19 protein-coding genes are annotated in these 18,616 nt (G+C 41.6%); 9 read left to right on the top strand and 10 right to left on the bottom strand.

Annotation, left to right across the window (positions count from 1 at the left end):
• Nucleotides 1-5: 5 nt before the first annotated feature.
• The 4 genes from MKI85_RS14975 to MKI85_RS14960 all read right to left on the bottom strand — a co-directional run bounded on the left by MKI85_RS14975 (nt 6) and on the right by MKI85_RS14960 (nt 2,078).
• Nucleotides 6-191 carry a hypothetical protein gene (locus tag MKI85_RS14975; protein WP_413351395.1) on the bottom strand — a complete coding sequence of 62 codons (186 nt, stop codon included), beginning with the start codon at nt 189-191 and terminating at the stop codon, nt 6-8.
• Nucleotides 192-482: 291 nt separating this feature from the next.
• Entirely contained in the window at nt 483-665 is a 183-nt protein-coding gene (locus MKI85_RS14970) for a hypothetical protein (RefSeq protein ID WP_241628768.1), read from the bottom strand.
• Nucleotides 666-888: 223 nt separating this feature from the next.
• Nucleotides 889-1,122: a hypothetical protein gene (locus tag MKI85_RS14965; RefSeq protein WP_241628766.1), complete on the bottom strand. Its 234-nt coding sequence runs from the start codon at nt 1,120-1,122 to the stop codon at nt 889-891.
• Nucleotides 1,123-1,379: 257 nt separating this feature from the next.
• Nucleotides 1,380-2,078, bottom strand: coding sequence for a DsbA family oxidoreductase (locus MKI85_RS14960; protein WP_241628764.1), 699 nt, complete (start codon nt 2,076-2,078; stop codon nt 1,380-1,382).
• Between the two features lie 213 nt (nt 2,079-2,291).
• Here MKI85_RS14960 and MKI85_RS14955 point away from each other — a divergent pair, with 213 nt between their 5' ends.
• The 3 genes from MKI85_RS14955 (at nt 2,292) to MKI85_RS14945 (ending at nt 4,857) form a co-directional block, all read left to right on the top strand.
• Nucleotides 2,292-3,044 (top strand): hypothetical protein, encoded by a 753-nt coding sequence (locus tag MKI85_RS14955; RefSeq protein ID WP_241628762.1) that lies wholly within the window; start codon nt 2,292-2,294, stop codon nt 3,042-3,044.
• A gap of 94 nt (nt 3,045-3,138) precedes the next feature.
• A complete protein-coding gene (locus MKI85_RS14950; RefSeq protein ID WP_241628760.1) occupies nt 3,139-3,411 on the top strand; it encodes a hypothetical protein in 273 nt (90 codons plus the stop codon).
• A 57-nt stretch (nt 3,412-3,468) separates the two neighbouring features.
• Nucleotides 3,469-4,857 carry an 8-oxoguanine deaminase gene (locus tag MKI85_RS14945; protein WP_241628758.1) on the top strand — a complete coding sequence of 463 codons (1,389 nt, stop codon included), beginning with the start codon at nt 3,469-3,471 and terminating at the stop codon, nt 4,855-4,857.
• A gap of 55 nt (nt 4,858-4,912) precedes the next feature.
• Here MKI85_RS14945 and MKI85_RS14940 read toward each other — a convergent pair whose 3' ends face one another.
• Nucleotides 4,913-5,611 carry a YidX family protein gene (locus MKI85_RS14940; protein WP_241628757.1) on the bottom strand — a complete coding sequence of 233 codons (699 nt, stop codon included), beginning with the start codon at nt 5,609-5,611 and terminating at the stop codon, nt 4,913-4,915.
• A 229-nt stretch (nt 5,612-5,840) separates the two neighbouring features.
• Here MKI85_RS14940 and MKI85_RS16985 point away from each other — a divergent pair, with 229 nt between their 5' ends.
• Nucleotides 5,841-5,921 (top strand): hypothetical protein, encoded by an 81-nt coding sequence (locus MKI85_RS16985; RefSeq protein WP_413351720.1) that lies wholly within the window; start codon nt 5,841-5,843, stop codon nt 5,919-5,921.
• Nucleotides 5,922-6,030: 109 nt separating this feature from the next.
• Here the strand turns inward: MKI85_RS16985 and MKI85_RS14930 are convergent, their stop codons facing one another.
• From MKI85_RS14930 to fadB, 4 genes are all read right to left on the bottom strand, one after another.
• Nucleotides 6,031-7,137, bottom strand: a complete 1,107-nt coding sequence (locus MKI85_RS14930) for a beta family protein (protein ID WP_241628755.1) — start codon at nt 7,135-7,137, stop codon at nt 6,031-6,033.
• 5 nt (nt 7,138-7,142) lie between these two features.
• On the bottom strand, nt 7,143-8,351 hold the full coding sequence (locus MKI85_RS14925; protein ID WP_241628754.1) for an ImmA/IrrE family metallo-endopeptidase: 1,209 nt from the start codon (nt 8,349-8,351) through the stop codon (nt 7,143-7,145).
• Nucleotides 8,352-8,739: 388 nt separating this feature from the next.
• Nucleotides 8,740-9,912, bottom strand: a complete 1,173-nt coding sequence (fadA, locus tag MKI85_RS14920; protein WP_241628753.1) for an acetyl-CoA C-acyltransferase FadA — start codon at nt 9,910-9,912, stop codon at nt 8,740-8,742.
• A gap of 12 nt (nt 9,913-9,924) precedes the next feature.
• Nucleotides 9,925-12,078 carry a fatty acid oxidation complex subunit alpha FadB gene (gene fadB, locus MKI85_RS14915; protein ID WP_241628752.1) on the bottom strand — a complete coding sequence of 718 codons (2,154 nt, stop codon included), beginning with the start codon at nt 12,076-12,078 and terminating at the stop codon, nt 9,925-9,927.
• Nucleotides 12,079-12,747: 669 nt separating this feature from the next.
• Between fadB and lpxO the strand changes: the two genes are divergently transcribed.
• A complete protein-coding gene (gene lpxO, locus MKI85_RS14910) occupies nt 12,748-13,662 on the top strand; it encodes a lipid A hydroxylase LpxO (RefSeq protein ID WP_241628751.1) in 915 nt (304 codons plus the stop codon).
• A gap of 113 nt (nt 13,663-13,775) precedes the next feature.
• Entirely contained in the window at nt 13,776-14,186 is a 411-nt protein-coding gene (locus MKI85_RS14905; protein ID WP_241628749.1) for a PH domain-containing protein, read from the top strand.
• A gap of 68 nt (nt 14,187-14,254) precedes the next feature.
• Here the strand turns inward: MKI85_RS14905 and MKI85_RS14900 are convergent, their stop codons facing one another.
• Nucleotides 14,255-15,256 (bottom strand): zinc-binding alcohol dehydrogenase family protein, encoded by a 1,002-nt coding sequence (locus tag MKI85_RS14900; protein ID WP_241628747.1) that lies wholly within the window; start codon nt 15,254-15,256, stop codon nt 14,255-14,257.
• A gap of 103 nt (nt 15,257-15,359) precedes the next feature.
• Between MKI85_RS14900 and MKI85_RS14895 the strand changes: the two genes are divergently transcribed.
• From MKI85_RS14895 to MKI85_RS14885, 3 genes are all read left to right on the top strand, one after another.
• On the top strand, nt 15,360-15,749 hold the full coding sequence (locus MKI85_RS14895; RefSeq protein WP_241628746.1) for a winged helix-turn-helix transcriptional regulator: 390 nt from the start codon (nt 15,360-15,362) through the stop codon (nt 15,747-15,749).
• A 119-nt stretch (nt 15,750-15,868) separates the two neighbouring features.
• Nucleotides 15,869-17,668, top strand: coding sequence for an excinuclease ABC subunit UvrC (uvrC, locus tag MKI85_RS14890; protein WP_241628744.1), 1,800 nt, complete (start codon nt 15,869-15,871; stop codon nt 17,666-17,668).
• A 108-nt stretch (nt 17,669-17,776) separates the two neighbouring features.
• Nucleotides 17,777-18,568 (top strand): thioesterase family protein, encoded by a 792-nt coding sequence (locus MKI85_RS14885; RefSeq protein ID WP_241628742.1) that lies wholly within the window; start codon nt 17,777-17,779, stop codon nt 18,566-18,568.
• Nucleotides 18,569-18,616 lie beyond the last annotated feature (48 nt).

The following is an 18,616-nucleotide window of genomic DNA, read 5'->3' as shown; positions in this document are numbered from 1 at the left end:
TTACTTTATAGATGCTGTTGTGCCTTGTCTAAATAACTGGCCAAAACAATATTGGCTGCTATTTCTAATAATTTATATTCCGTTGAGGTATGTTGCGGATAACGTTCTGCCATGGCAATCAATTCATCTAAATTGATGGCGTGTGGGGGAAGTTGTCCTTGAATCAGATCCTGAATATCTTGCATCTGCATGAAATCAAACTCTTTAATCTATGCTCCTAGATCATTTGATTATATGGATTTAAAGGAAAAAAGCATGAAAAATTTTGTCATATTTGACGCATTTTTAATTGAATATGACATTTATTTAAAATTTTTGATGAAAAATATTCGTAACAATTCTTTTTTAATACCGTTAAGCCGAACTAAACATTGTAATGATGAATGCGAGAGCGCGTTGACTAGCTCATACAGTCCTTGTAAAGCTGGAATAAAAAATAGCCCCATTGGGGCTATTGGGTTCAGCATTTAAAACGAAAAGTTTTATGCCGCATTTTTTGCAGGAGCAGAAGTCTCTTGCGCTGTATGATCAGTTGGCGTTGCTGTAGAAGTTTGTGCTTTCGTCTCTTGCTGCACAGGGAAGTTTGGTACGAATACTACTTGCGCAGAAACTTGAGCAGAAATTGTAAATGCAGCAATAGTCAGAATAGATTTCATGATTGACATAAAAATCACCTTGAGGAGAGATTATCCAAAATGGATAAGGAGAAATAAAAACCAAGCTATGCTATCAAAAAACAATCAGTTTGGGAGAGCTAGCAGGTCTAAAAAAGATGACTGGTCAGTTAATTTATTGTTATAAATCAATATTATAGAGTTTTTACTCTAAGATTGCCTTAGCATTTAAGGCAATCTGGAGAATCAGGAAAAATGTTGAAAAATAAACAGCTTAACGGGGCTGAGTGTAATGCTTTTGATACATTTTGCTGCTGATCATGCCCAGCACAGCACCTGAAAATGGGCTGAGTTTAGGCATAAAACGTCCTGCGATGGCGCCCATAATTGCACCTGTTAAGACGGGTGAGATTCTGGATTTTCGGGATTTGTTCTGTGATCGTGCTCGGCTTAAATCGGTTGTAGTTTCGGATACAGCAGTTTGTTCTGGATTTTGTTGCATATTCATATCGACCTCATGTTAACGAGCGGTAACTAGAATGAGGTTTTAGCCTAGCTGAGCAGAATGTAAGCCGTGTTTGTTTCCTGTGCTATCCGCATAGGGCTTATGCAATTGAACGGTGATGTTCATTAAGCGGAATGTATGTTTGGTAGAGATTAGGTTGCCAACATTCTTTAAATCAGGATTACAAGACGATAGGCGAAAAAAATCTCCTGCGTTTTAAAACAGGAGATTTTTTGAATCACGCATCAGGTCATTGAAGCTTATTTTGTTTGTTCAGAAGCTGAGTCACATTGACCATCGACATCACATTGATCTGCTGCGGCTGCGGCTGCTGTTTCAAGGGCTTTGTCCAGTACTTGTAAGAAGACTTCGCGTGGTTGAGCCCCCGCTAATGCAACTCTTTGGTCAAATACAAAAAATGGGACACCGGTAACTTTGAGTTGATCACGCGCAACTTCCTGATCAAATTTTACAAAGTCAGCGTATTCATCCGAATTCAGCACATCCTCAACTTCCACAGGATTGAGTCCAATACGTGCTGCAACATCTTCTAGGGTTTCACGTTCGCCAATCGCCAAACCTTGCGTCATATAGCTGTAAAAGAACGCTTCTTTGGCTTCTGAGCCTAAGCCTTTGCTTTGTGCCATATGAATAATACGGTGTGCATTGAAGGTATTGCCTGAATTGGCATTTTCCCAATTAAACTCAATACCTTCTTCCTTCGCCATAGCAGCAATATTACGTTGCATTTCTTCGACTTCCGCAAGGGTACGACCATATTTTTGCGCCAGGCGTTCTGAGTTTGAAATCTCTTGGCGTAGAGGTGCTTCTGGGTCAAGTTCAAAACTGTGCCAATGCACTTCAAGTTCGACACCTGCTTGTTCAGCAGCAGCTTCTAAACGTTTTTTTCCAATATAGCAAAAAGGACAAACTACATCAGACCAGATATCAACGCGCATGAATAATCTCTAATTTTCAATTGAAAATAAACATGGGGGCGATCAGCAAAATTTTAAAGGGAATTCACATAAATTCGCTTAATCCTTCATGCTCAATCCAAAATTGCAGGGCAAGGTGTGGCATTCAGCTAGATAAAGTTGATTTTGTATAAAAAACCAGCAGGTGCTGTCTTATTCAGGCTATGATAGAGCCAAAGGGTGTCGGAGCGAACTATGCCACGTATCTTTCTGATTTTAGGTTTGGCAACGGCTGCCGTATTTGGTGGATTATTTTATCAATACCATGTGCAACAACAAGAATCAAAACAACTTGAGCAATATCAAAAGGTTTTATATGAAAAAACCGACCTGATTTATGCGCAAGCCAAGGACTGGAACACCCCCATTGATGTGGATGTGACTGACTCGCGCTTACAAGGTGATTATGAGGTTATGGCGAATTTTGTCTTGAGCCAAATGATTCAAAGTGCGGAAGCGCGCAATGCCTACTTACGCGAATTAAAAGCGATTCACTGGGATGAGTTTTTAAATATTGAACGATTAAGCAAAGATAAAAAGCAGAATTATCAAGAAACCGACATGATGTTACAGCAGGCGCATGCCTTGGCGACCGAATATCAAGTCAAAATTGAGCAAGCGCAGCAGAATGCCTTGGAACAGGCGAAACAATTACCGATTCAATCGCGTTATCGCCAGCAACTGGTAGAGAATTTGCGCGAAAGTGTAAAACAGAATGAAGCACTGGCTTTATTTGAAATTGAAAAACAGGTACTGGAAAAAGCGGATCAGATTTTTCTGGTCTTGAAAAATAACCGTTGGCAAAGTAAAAACAACACTTTTATGTTTTATGACGATGCTGCATTAAAACAATTTAATACGCTGTATCAAGAAGTTGTGAAACTGAATACCCAGATGCAGCAGATTCAGCAGCAAAATAAGCAAGCACTGCAACAAAAGCATGATTAAGCGGTAGCTGATACTGTCATGCAACTTAAAGATAACTGCGTTAAATTGAAGCTGTTGAACACATTCACGCATCAGATTTAAAGCAGGTACAGCAATGAAAACCATTCAGGTCTTTGATGATATTCAACAGGTGTATGCAGAGTTTTTAGAAAATAAAGCCTATCCCAAACTGGAAAGTTTAAGTAATTGGGGCAAAAACCGTTTCTTCTTTAGCCAGTATTTTCGCTTGATTGAAGACTGGCACCATACCGAACAAATTGTGATTGAGTTTAATCGTCAGTATTTCAGTCTAGATACAGGCAATGCCCCTGAGTTTATGGACAAAGAGAAATACATGGCGTGGTTGATGGAAGAGCTGTTGCACTAGGTGAAAGCCTCTAGTTTTGACTGGATGGTCTGTTTTTTGCTTGTTTGAGTTTCCCTTATGGATGAAATCAAACTTTGCATGACAACGCTCACACATAAAAGAATTTGGATTAAACAACCGCTGGCAATTTTTACGGGCAATCAACTGGATGCTCGAAATGGTCTCGTGATTCAGGATCAAAAAATTGTCGAGCTGCTCGGCAAAGACCAGCTGCCAAGTCTGCCGTGTGATGAAGTTTTTGATGCCAAGGATTTGGTGATTATTCCAGGCTTGATCAACAGCCATCATCATTTTTACCAAACCTTAACTCGTGCTTGGGCACCTGTGGTCAATGTGCCTTTATTTCCTTGGTTAGTGAACTTATATCCTGTCTGGGCAAAACTAAATCCTGAACAACTGCATTTGGCGACCCAAGTGGCGTTAGCCGAATTGCTGCTTTCGGGCTGTACCTTTGCCGCCGATCATCATTATTTATTCCCGCAGCAACTCACCGATGCCATTGATATTCAAGTACAGGCAGCACAGCAATTGGGGATGCGCGTGATGCTGACGCGTGGCTCGATGAGCTTGGGACAGGAACAGGGTGGTTTACCTCCACAACATACCGTACAAGCCATGGACACTATTCTGCAAGACAGCGAACGTCTGGTGCAGCGTTATCATCAACGCGGTGCAGAGGCGATGGTCAATATTGCACTTGCACCGTGTTCGCCTTTTTCGGTCACACCTGAAATTATGCGTGAAAGTGCGCAACTTGCAGAACAGTTGGATGTGCGATTGCATACCCATTTGGCAGAAACCCTCGATGAAGAAGCCTTCTGCTTAGAAAAATTCGGCATGCGTACTGTGGATTATCTGGAAAGTGTGGGTTGGTTAAATGCACGCACGTGGTTAGCGCACGGCATCCATTTCAATGCCGATGAAATTCAACGCTTGGGACAGGCGGGAGTCGGCATCTGCCATTGCCCACATTCGAATATGCGTTTGGCTTCGGGTATTTGCCCTACGCTGGATTTAATGCAAGCAGGTGCAAAAATTGGTTTGGGCGTTGATGGTTCTGCATCAGGTGATGCTTCGAACTTAATTTTAGAGGCCCGCCAAGCCTTGTATTTACAGCGTTTGAAATATGGGGCGGAGCAGATTACCCCAGAATTGGCACTCAGTTGGGGGACGCAAGGCTCTGCACAATTATTGGGACGTGGTCAGGAATTAGGACAGTTGGCACCCAACTTTCAGGCAGATTTGGCGTGCTATAAACTGGATGATTTGAAGTTTTCAGGCAGTCATGACCCGATTGCCGCTTTACTGTTATGTGGTGCCGACAAAGCGGAACATGTGATGGTGGCAGGGCAGTGGCAAGTCAAAGCAGGACAGATTCAGGGACTGGATTTAGAGGAATTGAAATTCAAGCATCGCGCAGCAGCAAAGGCATTATTGGCGGCTTGATGTTCATTGCTAAAAAGAAGTCCATACTTCGCTGTATGGACTTCATCGCTTGAGATTAATCAAAGATTTTTTCGGCAGCCTGAAACGGCAGGCTAATCACATCAATGGCAACAGCAAAGGGCAGCAGAACCAGTTTTTCAAAAGGATTCAGGCTGGATTTGGACTGATAGCTTTCTTCCTGATAGCTATAAATACTGACCTGATACGGCTTGCTCAGTGGTTTTAAGCTGTTCAGATTATTTGCAGCAGGGTAAACCACACCTGCTAAGGGAATATCGAAACAGAAACGCTGTGCCAGCATACGTTCATCACTGACAGTCGAACATTCTTTTGCGCCATTTTCGATAAAGAATTCGAGGTCTTTTTTACTGATGTCTTCTTTGAGTTTGATATAAGACAGCGGTAGTGTACCTGTGAAATGACCATCATTTTTTTCTGAATAGAAATCGAGTGTTTTGGTCATTTGAATATTTTTCGGTTCGAGTTTGGTGATGAGCGTGACGAACTGAGCACTGCCTTGGGTCAATATGTAGCTATTCTTTTGCCCTGCAATGACCAAGCTGTTGGCAGGTAGAGTGGTGAGTGCTTGGGAGGGTTTACCGAACGCGACCACTTGATCTTCCACTAAGGTGACTTTGTTAGAACGGGTGTAAGTTTTATTGTCTTTGGTGATGAGGGTTTTGGTAGCACAGCCTGTGAAAAGTGTAGCGATTATGCCTACACCAATGAGGGTTTTAACTGGTGATGAAAACATCCGTCACTCCGAATCATTAAGAATTTATAAAGCAGATTTTTTATTGTTCTTAAGCCTATCATTAAAAGATTCAAATGATTGTAAAAGCTTTTTTCTTCAATTGAATAAATAGATGCAACAAGAAACGGATAGTAATACTTTAAAGTTGATTTTATATGTGATGGATATCTATGATATTCCTGTATAGCCTGACTTCCCTTTTGCATTTAAAACTGGGGAATTAAATGCTTTGTATGAGGGCTGGAACGTTGTGAAATACAATGAAAATGTAGGTCGTTTACATCGGGTCGATGAACAGCAATTGGATTAAGCCGCATTTTTCGACGTTATTGGGACAGAGAGTGTAGGATTAATGAAGCTCATTGAGTTAAAAAAGAATGAGACATGTTTCTACATCTCATTCTTAATTTAAATGGCTGCTATACAAATATTTTGTGATTAATTTCTTCAAGAACATGTTGAATATGACGATTTGTATCAATTGTTATCCAAGTTTCATGATTTCCTGAAGTGCGTTCTCGGTTACTTGCTTTTTTGATCTCATTATCAGCCCAACTAGATGGATCATCTTCAAAATATGAAGAACTAACTATTTTCGTTGCTAAGCTGTGCATTTGTGAGAAGTTATGATCAATTCCAATTTTATGTCCTCTCGCAATATAGTAGTGATTCTCTGTGGTATAGCGGATTTTACCATTTGCATTATCACCAGCAGGAACACTTTCTTTTCCGCTAGGTGCTTTAACTCCATAATCACTGTATTTAAAAGAAATTTTAGGAAATACTGTTATTAAATTTTGCCAAATTAGAGATTCTTTTCTTAACCAGAGACCGCAACTATCAGGTTCATCTACCGCTTTATCAATTGTTTCAGGAATACTTGAGCCGCTAATAACGATAGAAAGAGGATTTAAGCTACTAAGAACCTCAGTGATTTTTTCAGTCATACTGATTAAATCTGGAAGTGATTTTTTAACGACACTTTTTAAGTCCACAAGTAGTAAGCAATTTTCAGCATTTGTTTTTAAACCATGAAAGATATGTTCAATTTGTTCTAAGAAATAATCAGGTTCGTCACAATCATCTAAAGCTTCACCATCTAAGCGAATAATGAAATAAGGAGCATTATTAAACTCCATTTTTGAGATCGTGGTTCGGTAGGTAGAATCAATGCTATTGAACCAACGATCATACCCAATTACAGGTATTAAATTAATTTTTTGTTGCTTTAAAGATTGATATGCATATTCATAAACATGTCTGCCATTTTCTAAAATTTGATCAGTTATGCTGTAATAATAAGTATCTATAGCTAATGTAGAAATTTTAGTTTTTTTAACTAAGTTCGTTAAAGCTTTAATTTTTTTATCAATAAATAGTTCTTTCGAAGTTTTGTCCCAATCCCCTACAGGAATTTCAAAAATTGGCATTACATGTTTCAAATCTTCAACTTGAAGATGCGACAATGCATTGAATTCACCACGTTTAGCTGGAAAAATTGGAAAATATGTATGTAGGGGATTCATTTAAGTTACTCCATATGAGTTAATTCCGCAGTAAAAATTTTTTTCACTTCATTTTGTCCTAAAAGATCATTAAAGATTGTGTAATCATTTAGTTCACTTCTTAGACGCCCTGCAATAATTGCAGGATGAATTCTTAGTTCATTTGCCAAAGCGTAAATATTTTCTCGCTTTGGATTTAAGAAAGCATCACTAGTTTTCCATATACCTCTAGGAATGAAGGCTTCTCTAGCTAGTCGATTTGCTTCAGCTTCTTTCTGATCAGTAGAATTATGCTCAAGATCATCGACAAATGTATCGTTATAATCTAAATGCTTCATTACATGAGCCAATTCATGTAGTAGGGTAAACCAGAAGTTGTCTAATCTATCGTATCTTAGAGAAAGAGCTATAATAGGTTTTCCATCAGTATCTTTTAAGCAAGCACCATCAACTCTTGTGCCTTTTAAATGTGGTTCGATGACAACCGAGATACCAGTTTTTTTAAGTTTTTTAATAGCTAAGACAGGGCCGTTTTCTAACCAGCTTAATTGAGCAATTTCTCTTAAAAAATCTTTAGTAATAAGTTCCTTCTGAAATGGATAATTCTCTTCTTTTTTATGTCTACTTTTTTGAACGACTCTAGAAAGCCAAGCATGTAATGCAAACTTTGTATTGGGTGAATATGCTTCACCATTAAGAGTGCGTTTATATGAGGTTGAGGCAAAGTTCAAACCACTGCTAGCTAAATATGCACTGAGTGTTTCTGCAATTTTTTCCTTACTCGGAATTTTAATCCATCCTCTATTTTCCATCTCTTTAATTGGAAATTTCTTCCAATCAATTTCAGAATCAGAAGAACTTCCTGCTTGAGAAGGAGCTATTAATGTTTCAACAGGTATATTTAAACCTATTGAAATAGCCCTTATCATTTCCACTGTGAGTTTTCGTTTTCCATTTAAAACTTCTGAAACACGACTAGTTGTACCAAAATAGGGGGCTAATTCAGCTTGTTTAAGATTTAATTCCTTCATACGAAAAAGGATCGCATCAATCGGATCAGGGATATCTAATTGAAAGTGTCTGGTTTCATAATCTTGAACGAGTAAACATAGTAAGTCTAAGCGATCTTTGGCAGCTTGATCTTTAGATGTATCTACATCCATTAAAGCTTCAACCTGCTCTAAGTAAGCTCTGTATTGCTCTTCTGTACGGATGACCTTCATCTCAGTAGACATTAATCTGAACTCTTAACTTCTTTAATAACAATAATTTCATTGGAAAGACATATTTTAAGAATCAAATATAGATTCGTATCTAAGATCGAGATTCTGTAAAGCTTATCTTGGACATGCTCCATACGAGGATACATTTTGAAAATATCTTCTGGTCTGCGCCATGAAGCCTGTAAAACTTCATTTTCAAAAATAGAAATCCACTTGAGTGCTATCTCGGATAAATGGCTTCTATTTGCTTTCCCCAGTATTCTCATAAAGCTCTTAAAATAAAAATTCCCAATTTGGGAATACTTTAACTTATTATTCCCAAATTGGGAATAATTTTTAAAATAAAAAGAAAACCCCGCAATAAGCGGGGTTTCTTTTTATCTTAGTATTTAATTAAACATTAAACACGTTCGATAATTGTCGCGATACCTTGACCAAGACCGATACACATCGTCGCAAGACCGATTTGTGTATCTTGCTGTTCCATTACGTTCAACAAGGTTGTTGTGATACGCGCACCAGAGCAACCCAATGGGTGACCCAACGCAATCGCACCACCATTCAAGTTAATCATGTCTTGCTTGTCATACACGCCTAAGCCTTTCATCACTGATAAGCCTTGAGCAGCAAACGCTTCGTTTAACTCGATGGTTTGAATATCCGCCATAGTTAAACCAGCACGTTTAAGCGCTTTTTGTGTTGCAGGAACAGGACCGTAACCCATGATCGCTGCATCACAACCTGCAACCGCCATAGAGCGAATCACAGCGCGTGGCTTAAGACCTAAAGCTTGAGCACGTTCAGCAGACATCAACAACATTGCAGATGCACCATCAGAAAGAGCAGAAGACGTTGCCGCAGTAACCGAACCACCTTTAGGGTCGAACACAGGACGTAATGCTTTGAACGCTTCAAGGTTCGCATCTGGACGAATTACTTCGTCGATGTCGCACAGGATTTTAAAGCCATTCGCATCATGACCTTCAACCCCTACGATTTCGTTTTTGAAACGACCTTCTTGCGTTGCAGCCCAAGCACGACGGTGAGATTCAACACCAAACGCATCTTGTTCTTCACGCGTAATGTTGTTCATACGACCTAACATTTCAGCAGTTAAGCCCATCATGTTCGATGCTTTTGCATAGTGTTTAGACGCTTCTGGGTTCAGGTCGATGCCGTGCATCATACCCACGTGACCCATGTGCTCAACACCACCAATGATGAAGATGTCACCTTGATTCGTTGCGATCTGTGCAGCAGCAGTATGAAGCGCTTGCATAGAAGAACCACAAAGACGGTTTACAGTTTGACCTGCAACAGTTTTTGGAAGGTCTGCCAATAAACCAATGTTACGAGCAATGTTCATACCTTGCTCTAAAGTTTGGTTCACACAGCCCCAAATGAGGTCTTCAACTTCGTTAACATCAAACTGGTTACGAGCAACGAGTGCACGAACCAATTCAGCAGATAAGCTGTCAGCACGTACATTGCGGAACATACCGTTTTTGGTTTTACCCATTGCTGAACGTACGCCATCAACGATGACAACGTCACGTGGATTTAAAGTAGCCATTCACGTTGCTCCTTAACCGTAGAATTTTTTGTTGTTAGCAGCCATGTCACGCAACATTTGTGGCGCTTCATAAGCCTTACCTAAGTGTGCATATTTGTCACAAAGCGCAACGTATTCAGCAACACCTGTTTGGTCGATGTAACGGCACGGACCACCACGGAATGGAGGGAAGCCTACACCCATAATCATCGCCATATCAGCTTCAGAAGCAGTTGCAACAATGTTGTCTTCCAAGCAACGAACAGTTTCGTTACAGAACGCAAGCATCATGCGGTCAATGATTTCTTGTGCATCGAATTCGTGCTTTTCAGCAGTTGCAACAGATGCCACAAGTTCATAAGCCACTGGATCAACAGTTTTTGCTTTCTTGCCTTTCTTGTCGAGTTCGTACTTATAGAAACCAACATCGTTCTTTTGACCAAGACGTTTGTTTTCGTACATGGTTAAAGTCGCGCCTTTGAAATCTGGCTTCATACGGTCAGGGAAACCTTCCGCCATCACTTCTGCACCGTGAACACCTGTGTCGATACCTACCACGTCGATAAGGTAAGCAGGACCCATAGGCCAGCCGAATTTTTCCATCACTTTGTCAACTTGCTGGAAGTCTGCACCGTCTTTCAGAAGAAGGTCAAATGCACCAAAGTAAGGGAACAATACGCGGTTTACCAAGAAACCTGGGCAGTCGTTCACAACGATTGGCGTTTTACCCATTTTCTGAGCAAGTACCACAGTCGTCGCAATTGCTTCATCAGAAGTCTTCTCACCACGAATCACTTCTACCAATGGCATCATGTGAACTGGGTTAAAGAAGTGCATACCTACGAAGTTTTCTGGACGTTGTAAGCTTTCAGCCAAACGAGTGATTGAAATCGTAGAGGTGTTTGATGCAATGATCGTGTTTTCACGAACATTTTTCTCAGTTTCCGCCAGTACGATACCCTTCACTTTAGGGTTCTCAGTAACCGCTTCAATCACGATGTCCACTTCTTTAAACTCGTCATAGCTTAAAGTTGGACGGATGCGCGCAAGCGTTTCACCCATTTGAGCAGGCTTCATCTTCTTACGTTCAACTTGTTTGGTCAGTAAGCCATTGGCTTCTTTCATACCCAAAGCAAGTTGTGGATTACCAATGTCTTTCATGATGATTGGTGTGCCTTTGCTTGCCGCTTGGTAAGCAATACCACCACCCATGATACCCGCGCCTAATACAGCCGCTTGGTTCACTGGGTGAGCACCTTTTTCATATTTTTTCGAAGTTTTCTTCACCACTTGGTCATTGATGAATAAACCAATCAATGCACCCGCTTGTGGTGTAACAGCTGCTTTGGCAAAGCCTTCAGCTTCTGCTTTTAATGCGTCATTACGTGGAAGGCTTGCACCTGCTTGTAATGAATCCAACATCAATTTTGGCGCTGGGTATTGTGCAGGGTTTGCTTTTGCAAGAACCGCACCTTTCGCCGTGTTGAACGCCATCATTTGTTCAAGTTGGTTCAACTTCACTGGGTCAAGTTTTTCTTGACGTTTTGCTTTCCAGTCTACGCGACCAGCAAGCGCTTGTTTCACCAAGTCAATTGCCGCGTCTTGAAGCTTATCAGCCGCAACCACCGCATCTACTGCACCATCTTTCAGTGCAGCAGCAGGTTTTTTCGGTGCAGCCATTGCCATCCATTCAACTGCGTTGTCGATACCAATCACGCGGCTTAAACGAACTGTACCACCGAAACCAGGGAAGATCCCGAGCTTGATTTCTGGTAAGCCGACTTGCGCTTGTTCAGACATGACACGGTAGTCACACACCAAGCACATTTCAAAACCACCGCCCAATGCCATACCATTGATTGCAGCAACTTTAGGAATATCTAAATCTTCAAAGCTGTTGAAGATGTCATGAACTGGCATTGCCCAGTCGATAATCGCTTTTTCACCTTGTGCGAAGTTTTCACCAAATTCTGTGATGTCTGCGCCAACGATGAAAGTAGACTTCGCTGAAGTAACGACTAAGCCTTTTACTTCGCTATTTGCTTTTACCGCAGCAATCGCAGCTTTAAAATCTTCAATCGTTGCACGGTTAAATTTGTTGACCGACTCACCTTGTAAGTCAAAGCGGAATTCTGCAATTCCGTCCGAAAGCATTTGGACGGTAATGGCATTGCCAGCGTGGATCATGCCTGATCTCCTTTATTTTGGAGGACTTCTAAGTTGATGTTTTGAAGCGTGTTCGCTTGTTCTGCGCACATGAATGCTTCGCTAATCTTACGATAACTATATCCAAAAAGAACAAAACAAGTTGTATCAAGCAGTGACGCAATGGTCATCAATTTTATTTTCATTTCTATGAAAGATTATTGAGTAGGGAAAGCGGTCCATTTGCGTCAATTTAGATGCTTCTGTTTTTTATAAAAAAATTATACGACTTGCGTGATTGTTTGGACTTTTTGAATATTAAAAACAACCAGTCATCACTATGCAAGTTGTGTCAGAAAAGTCAATTGGATTTTGGAAGTTTCCACTAATTCATGCGTTTTTTTGTGGGCTAAACTGATGAAGGTACTACAGGATGAATGAACCAGTGAGGGGATCACAACAGATAGATTTGAGTCTGTAGCGAGGTGTGATTTTATTGCAGTTCCAATGAGGTGAAAGACAAAAAATCTGACGGAAATGAGTATAGAAAAATTCTATGAAAATGGAGGGATTTCGGCGTGAGATGATTTAGCTTGATCTGGATGGCATGAAAAATTCCAAGAGATTTGATAGAATTTCGCCAAAATTAATGTCTAGACCCATGATCATGCTGTAAGGCATGGTCATCAGAAGCAATGAAAAGAGTGCTGTATGATTAAGTGGATTATCTTGGCGATTTTTGTGATTTCAGCGTTATATATCCAAAATCGCGGTAAAGTGCGTCATTCTTTTTACCGTCAATTTTTTGACCATTCAACCTTATTGGCCCCAATTAACTTTTTAATGTACCTGTTTTCTAAGGTGCCAAATCAACCGTATATTGAAACCCAATATTTTAAAGATTTGAAAGTGTTGGATGAAAACTGGGAAATGATTCGAGATGAAGCCAAAGCGTTGTATGAACGTGGGGGCATCAAGGCATCGAGTAGTTATGATGATCTTGGATTTAACTCATTTTTCAAAACAGGCTGGAAGCGTTTTTACCTAAAATGGTATGACTCGGCGCATCCATCGGCAGCTGACTTGTGTCCGAAAACCACAGCATTGTTAAAAACTTTGCCAAGCATTAAAGCTGCCATGTTTACCGAATTGGCACCTGATAGCCGTTTGGTCCGTCACCGTGACCCTTATGCAGGTTCATTGCGTTACCATTTGGGTTTACTTACACCGAATGATGACCGCTGCTTTATTGATGTTGATGGGCAACGTTATTCATGGCGCGATGGTGAAAGTGTGGTGTTTGATGAAACCTATATTCACTATGCCGAAAACAAAACCGATCAAAACCGTATTATTTTCTTTGCCGATGTTGAGCGTCCGTTAAAGACCCGATTGATGCAGAAATTTAACCACTGGTTTGGTAAAAATGTGATGACGGCTGCCAGTTCTCCGAATGAAACAGGGGACAAAACTGGTGGTTTAAATAAAGTTTTCGGAACGGTTTATCAAGGTCGTTTAAAAGCCAAAGCGCTGAAGAAAACCAATCGCCAATTGTACTATTTCTTAAAATGGTTCCTGATGTTGGGTATTTTCTTCCTGATCTTTGTACGTCCCTATGTTTTCTAAAGTGTGCTTAACAAGAACGTCCTACGGGACGTTTTTTTATGTCTGAAATTCAGAGCTGCTTGATCTTACAGCTGAGTGTTTTTTGTGTAAGATAAGGATAAATGGGGGAGAATATGCAAAAATTTCGTTCAAAAAAAGACTGGTGGATTTTAGGTTTTATCATTGCCATGACAGGCTTGTTGATTCAATTGTTATTGACCATGTATGCCAAAGGCACCGTGGCACAATATCCCGTACATACATTGACTTATTTGCTGACCATTGCGGTGTTGTGGTGGCCTGTGTGGAACACACAATATCGGATAAAAGCAGATCAATTGGTCATCACCTGTATGTTTTTGACATGGAAAATTCCTTTATCTGCCATTCAAAAGGTGAGCCCAAGCAATAACTCGGTTTCATCACCTGCACTGTCTTTAGATCGCCTCCGCATCGACTATCTAAAAGAAGGCAAAGCCAAATTTGTACTGGTTTCACCAAAAGATAAAACCGCTTTTTGTCAGGCTTTACAGCAACCCTCATAATTCATTTGCTGCTCATTTCAGTCTGTTGCTGAAAGCCCTCATACTCAGAGTATGAGGGCTTTTGTTGTTTAAAACCCTTCAAGTACCAGTTTGCCTTGCGTGCGTTCAGATTCGATCGCATGGTGTGCCTGACGAATATTGGCGGCATTAATACTGCCCATGACCTGATTCAAGGTGGTTTTAATTTTCCCTGTTTCAATCAATTGCGCAACCTGTTGCAGCAGATGGGCTTGTGCAGACATATCCGCAGTTTGGAACATGGAACGGGTAAACATAAATTCCCAGTGCACCGCAATGGATTTCCGTTTAAACACATTAATATCTAATTGTTCAGGGTCATCAATCAGACCAAACCGTCCTTGTGGCGCAATCAGTTCTGCAATTTGAGTCAGATAACTGCCTGAATGAGTGGTGGAAAAGACATAGCGAGGTGCGGTTAATCCTTGCGCCTGAATTTGTTCAAGCAAAGACTGGCGATGATCCAGTACGACATCTGCACCCAATTGTTTAACCCAAGCCTGTGTTTCAGGACGAGAAGCAGTGGCAATCACCTTGAGCTGGGTTTTGGCTTTCAGTAATTGAATCGCCATAGAGCCGACACCACCCGCACCGCCAATAATCAGAATCGATTCATTAGGATGATCATGCTGTTGCACTTGTAAGCGATCAAACAACATTTCCCATGCGGTAATGCTGGTGAGGGGCAAGGCTGCTGCTTCGGCAAAAGATAGATTTTGCGGTTTCAGGCTGATAATACGTTCATCCACCACATGGAACTCAGCATTGGTACCTGCTTTGGTTAAGTCGCCTGCATACCAGACCTGATCACCGACTTTAAAGTGTTCCACTTCTGGACCCACGTCGACCACTTCGCCTGCAGCATCCCAACCGAGTACTTTGTATTGTCCTTGTTCAGGGGACACGCGGGTACGGATTTTACAATCCACAGGATTGACCGAAACCGCTTTGACTGCCACCAAGACCTCTCTGTCTTTCGGTGTTGGCATTGGGAGTTCAAAATCTTGTAGTTGCTCGGCATCACCTGCCTGTAAATATCCAACAGCTTTCATATTTTTAATCTCAGATTGGTTTATGATTAAAATCTTAGCGTAGTTTTAAATTCAGTCTATACGGTTAAATTTCGCATATAGTGTAAAAAAGGATACTATTGAAATGAGTAAAGCAAAGCATTCACGCTTTAATTGCAGTCCAGGTTGTGCGGTTGAAGCCGCAATTGGTATTTTGGACGGGAAGTGGAAAAGTATTATTTTATGGCATTTATTGACCGAGCATACTTTACGTTTTAGTGAAATTCGTAAACGGATTCCAAATGTGACGCAACGCATGCTGACCAATCAACTGCGTGAGTTAGAAGAAGATGGCATTATTCACCGGCAAGTCTATCCTCAGGTACCACCCAAGGTGGAATATAGTTTGACCCCTTTAGGCATGAGTTTGCGTGAGATTTTAATGGCACTGAAAGCATGGGGCGATGAACATATGGATTTGTATGGGCAAGTCAAACAAGAGCAGCCTCCAGAGAAATTGACTTTAGAGCTGTAAATTAAAAATCCATTTTCCGAATGCTAATGAGCAACGCGCAATGGATTGATCAGGGTGGCTTGAAAAAGTCGCTTTGCACATCCACATCATTGAATAACTTTCCAAGGTTTTAACGCACTGTGAACGAAAACGCCCGTGAACATATCGAAAAGATTTTAGCCAATATGACCACCTTGCCGGGTGTGTACCGCATGTTGGGCAAAGAGGGTGAATTGCTCTATGTCGGCAAAGCCAAGAATCTGAAAAATCGGGTGTCGAGTTATTTTGTCAAAACCATCGAACATCCGAAAACACAGGCGTTGGTGGCACGGATTTATGACATTGAAACCTTGGTGGTACGTTCCGAAACTGAAGCACTGTTGCTCGAGCAAAACCTGATTAAGCTGCATCGTCCACCCTACAATATTATGCTGCGCGATGATAAATCTTATGTGTATATCTTTATCTCGGCAGATAAACCGTATCCACGCATTGCCAGCGGACGTGGCAAGGGTAAACATCAGGTGGGCAAGTTTTTTGGACCCTATCCGAGTGCCTACAATGCTCGTGATACTTTGCTGGTATTACAAAAACTGTTTAATGTCAGACAGTGTGAAAATAGCTATTTTTCGCAGCGCAAGCGTCCGTGTTTGCAGTATCAAATCAAACGCTGTTCCGCACCCTGTGTGGGGTTGATCAGTCCTGAGGATTATCAGGAAGATGTGAATAATTCCATTCGCTTTTTACAGGGTGATACCCGAGAGCTGAATCAGGAATTGATTCAGAAAATGGAAGCAGCGGCTGAGGCCCTCGAATTTGAAAAAGCGGTGTTTTACCGGGATCGTATGGCACTGTTACGTGACGTACAGGCACAACAAGCCATTTATAAAATTAAAGGTGAAGCAGATATTTTGGCGATTGCTTACCAAGCAGGGGTCACCTGTGTGCAGATCATGCATGTACGCAACGGTAAAATGCTGGGCGGTAAGGCTTATTTCCCTGACATGCTGGGCGATGATTTGGGCGAAATGTTGTCAGAGTTTATGGCGAACTTCTATTTTCAGGTGGCGGATGAAGTGCCGAATGAATTGATTGTGAATGTCGAGATTCCGAATCGCAAAGAACTGGAACAAGCTTTGCAGCAGCATTTTGACCAGAAAATCCAGATTAAACACAATGTCCGCGAGACTCGTGCAGAGTGGTTAGAACTGGCACAAATGAATGTGCAACATGCGATCAAAGGTAAACTCGCCAATCATTTAGAACTGAATGAACGTTTCCATCAGTTAGAGCAAGTGGTCGGACGCCCGATTGATCGGATTGAATGCTTTGATATTTCTCATACCATGGGAGAAGCTACCGTGGCTTCCTGTGTAGTGTTCGATGCAGGCGGTGCGCGGAAACGTGATTACCGTCAGTTCTCCATTCAAGACATTACTGAGGGCGATGATTACGCAGCAATGCGCCAAGCTTTAACCCGCCGTTATAAAAAAGCAATGTTGCCCGATCTGTTGTTGATTGATGGCGGCAAAGGGCAGTTAAATATGGCAATGCAGGTAATGCAGGATTTAGAACTGGATGCCTTTATGGTGGGTGTTTCCAAAGGCGAAGGGCGTAAACCAGGCTTGGAAACACTACATTTTACCAATGGAACCAAAATCCAGCTGCCTGAAGATCACAAAGCCTTGCATCTGATTCAGCAGGTACGTGATGAGGCACACCGTTTTGCCATCACCAAACATCGTGCCAAACGCGACAAAAAGCGCGGTTCATCTATCTTAGAAGTGATCCCAGGTTTAGGGCCGAAACGTCGCCGTGACTTACTCACCCATTTTGGCGGGATTCAGGGTGTGTTGAAAGCTTCTGAAAATGAGCTGACCTTGGTGCCCGGTCTGGGTGAGGTGATGGCACGCACCATTTATAAAATTCTGCATGAATAAAATGGAGTAAATAGCCAAAATGCTCATTGACCCTTTGGTCACTTAGCATTCACAAACGCCTGAACTTGGTGAACAATATTTTCCAAAGGATAAAATAAGAGAAACAGCATGTCACTGTTAACGGTGTATCAGGCGCTTGAGCAAAGTGAATGGATAGATATTCCAGAGGGGTGGTTGCAAGGGCGCACCATTTACGGTGGAGTGGTCGCAGGGCTGATGATGCAAAAAGCTTTGCTCAACATTGCTGATTCGAGTAAGCGCCTGCTGAGTACCAGTGTGACTTTTGTTGGACCTGTGCAACAAGGGGCGGCTCGAATTACCGCGGAAATTTTACGTCAGGGCAAATCGGTTACTACCATTGAAGTACGTTTATGGCAGGATGATGCGGTGCAGAGCATTTTAATTGCCAGCTTTGGCACAGCGCGATCTTCCGAAATTCATGTGCGTCAGGAACGTACAGCACCGAATTATCAGTCTCCCGAACATTTACAAGGTATGCAGCATGCTGATTTCCCGCAGTGTTACCAACAGTTTGACGTACGTTGGGCAGAAGGTGCGGTGCCATGTACTGCGAGTAGTCAAAGTGACTTTGGCGGCTGGTGTCGGTTTGAGCCGGAAAAACATCAAGATCGACCTTTTGGGGTGGCAGATTTAATGACGCTTTTTGATATTTGGCCACCAGGGGTTTTACCTTTATTTAAGAATTTGGCACCTGCCAGCTCTCTGACTTGGCATGTAACTTATGTAAATCCTTTACAGCAAAATTTGCATGATTGGTTTAAATATAAAGTCTTTACCGACTATGCGGCGGAAGGCTATGCAACGGAATATGCACATTTATGGGATGCCGAAAACCGATTAATTGCTATTTCTCGACAAACCGTTACGGTGTTTGCCTAGTGACACTGTACGCCAATTCGTATAAAGTGAGCTCTAAATACGATGAGT

This window comes from Acinetobacter zhairuonensis (assembly GCF_022601715.1).
Classification (GTDB): domain Bacteria; phylum Pseudomonadota; class Gammaproteobacteria; order Pseudomonadales; family Moraxellaceae; genus Acinetobacter.
This window is presented reverse-complemented; position numbering and strand designations above follow the sequence as displayed.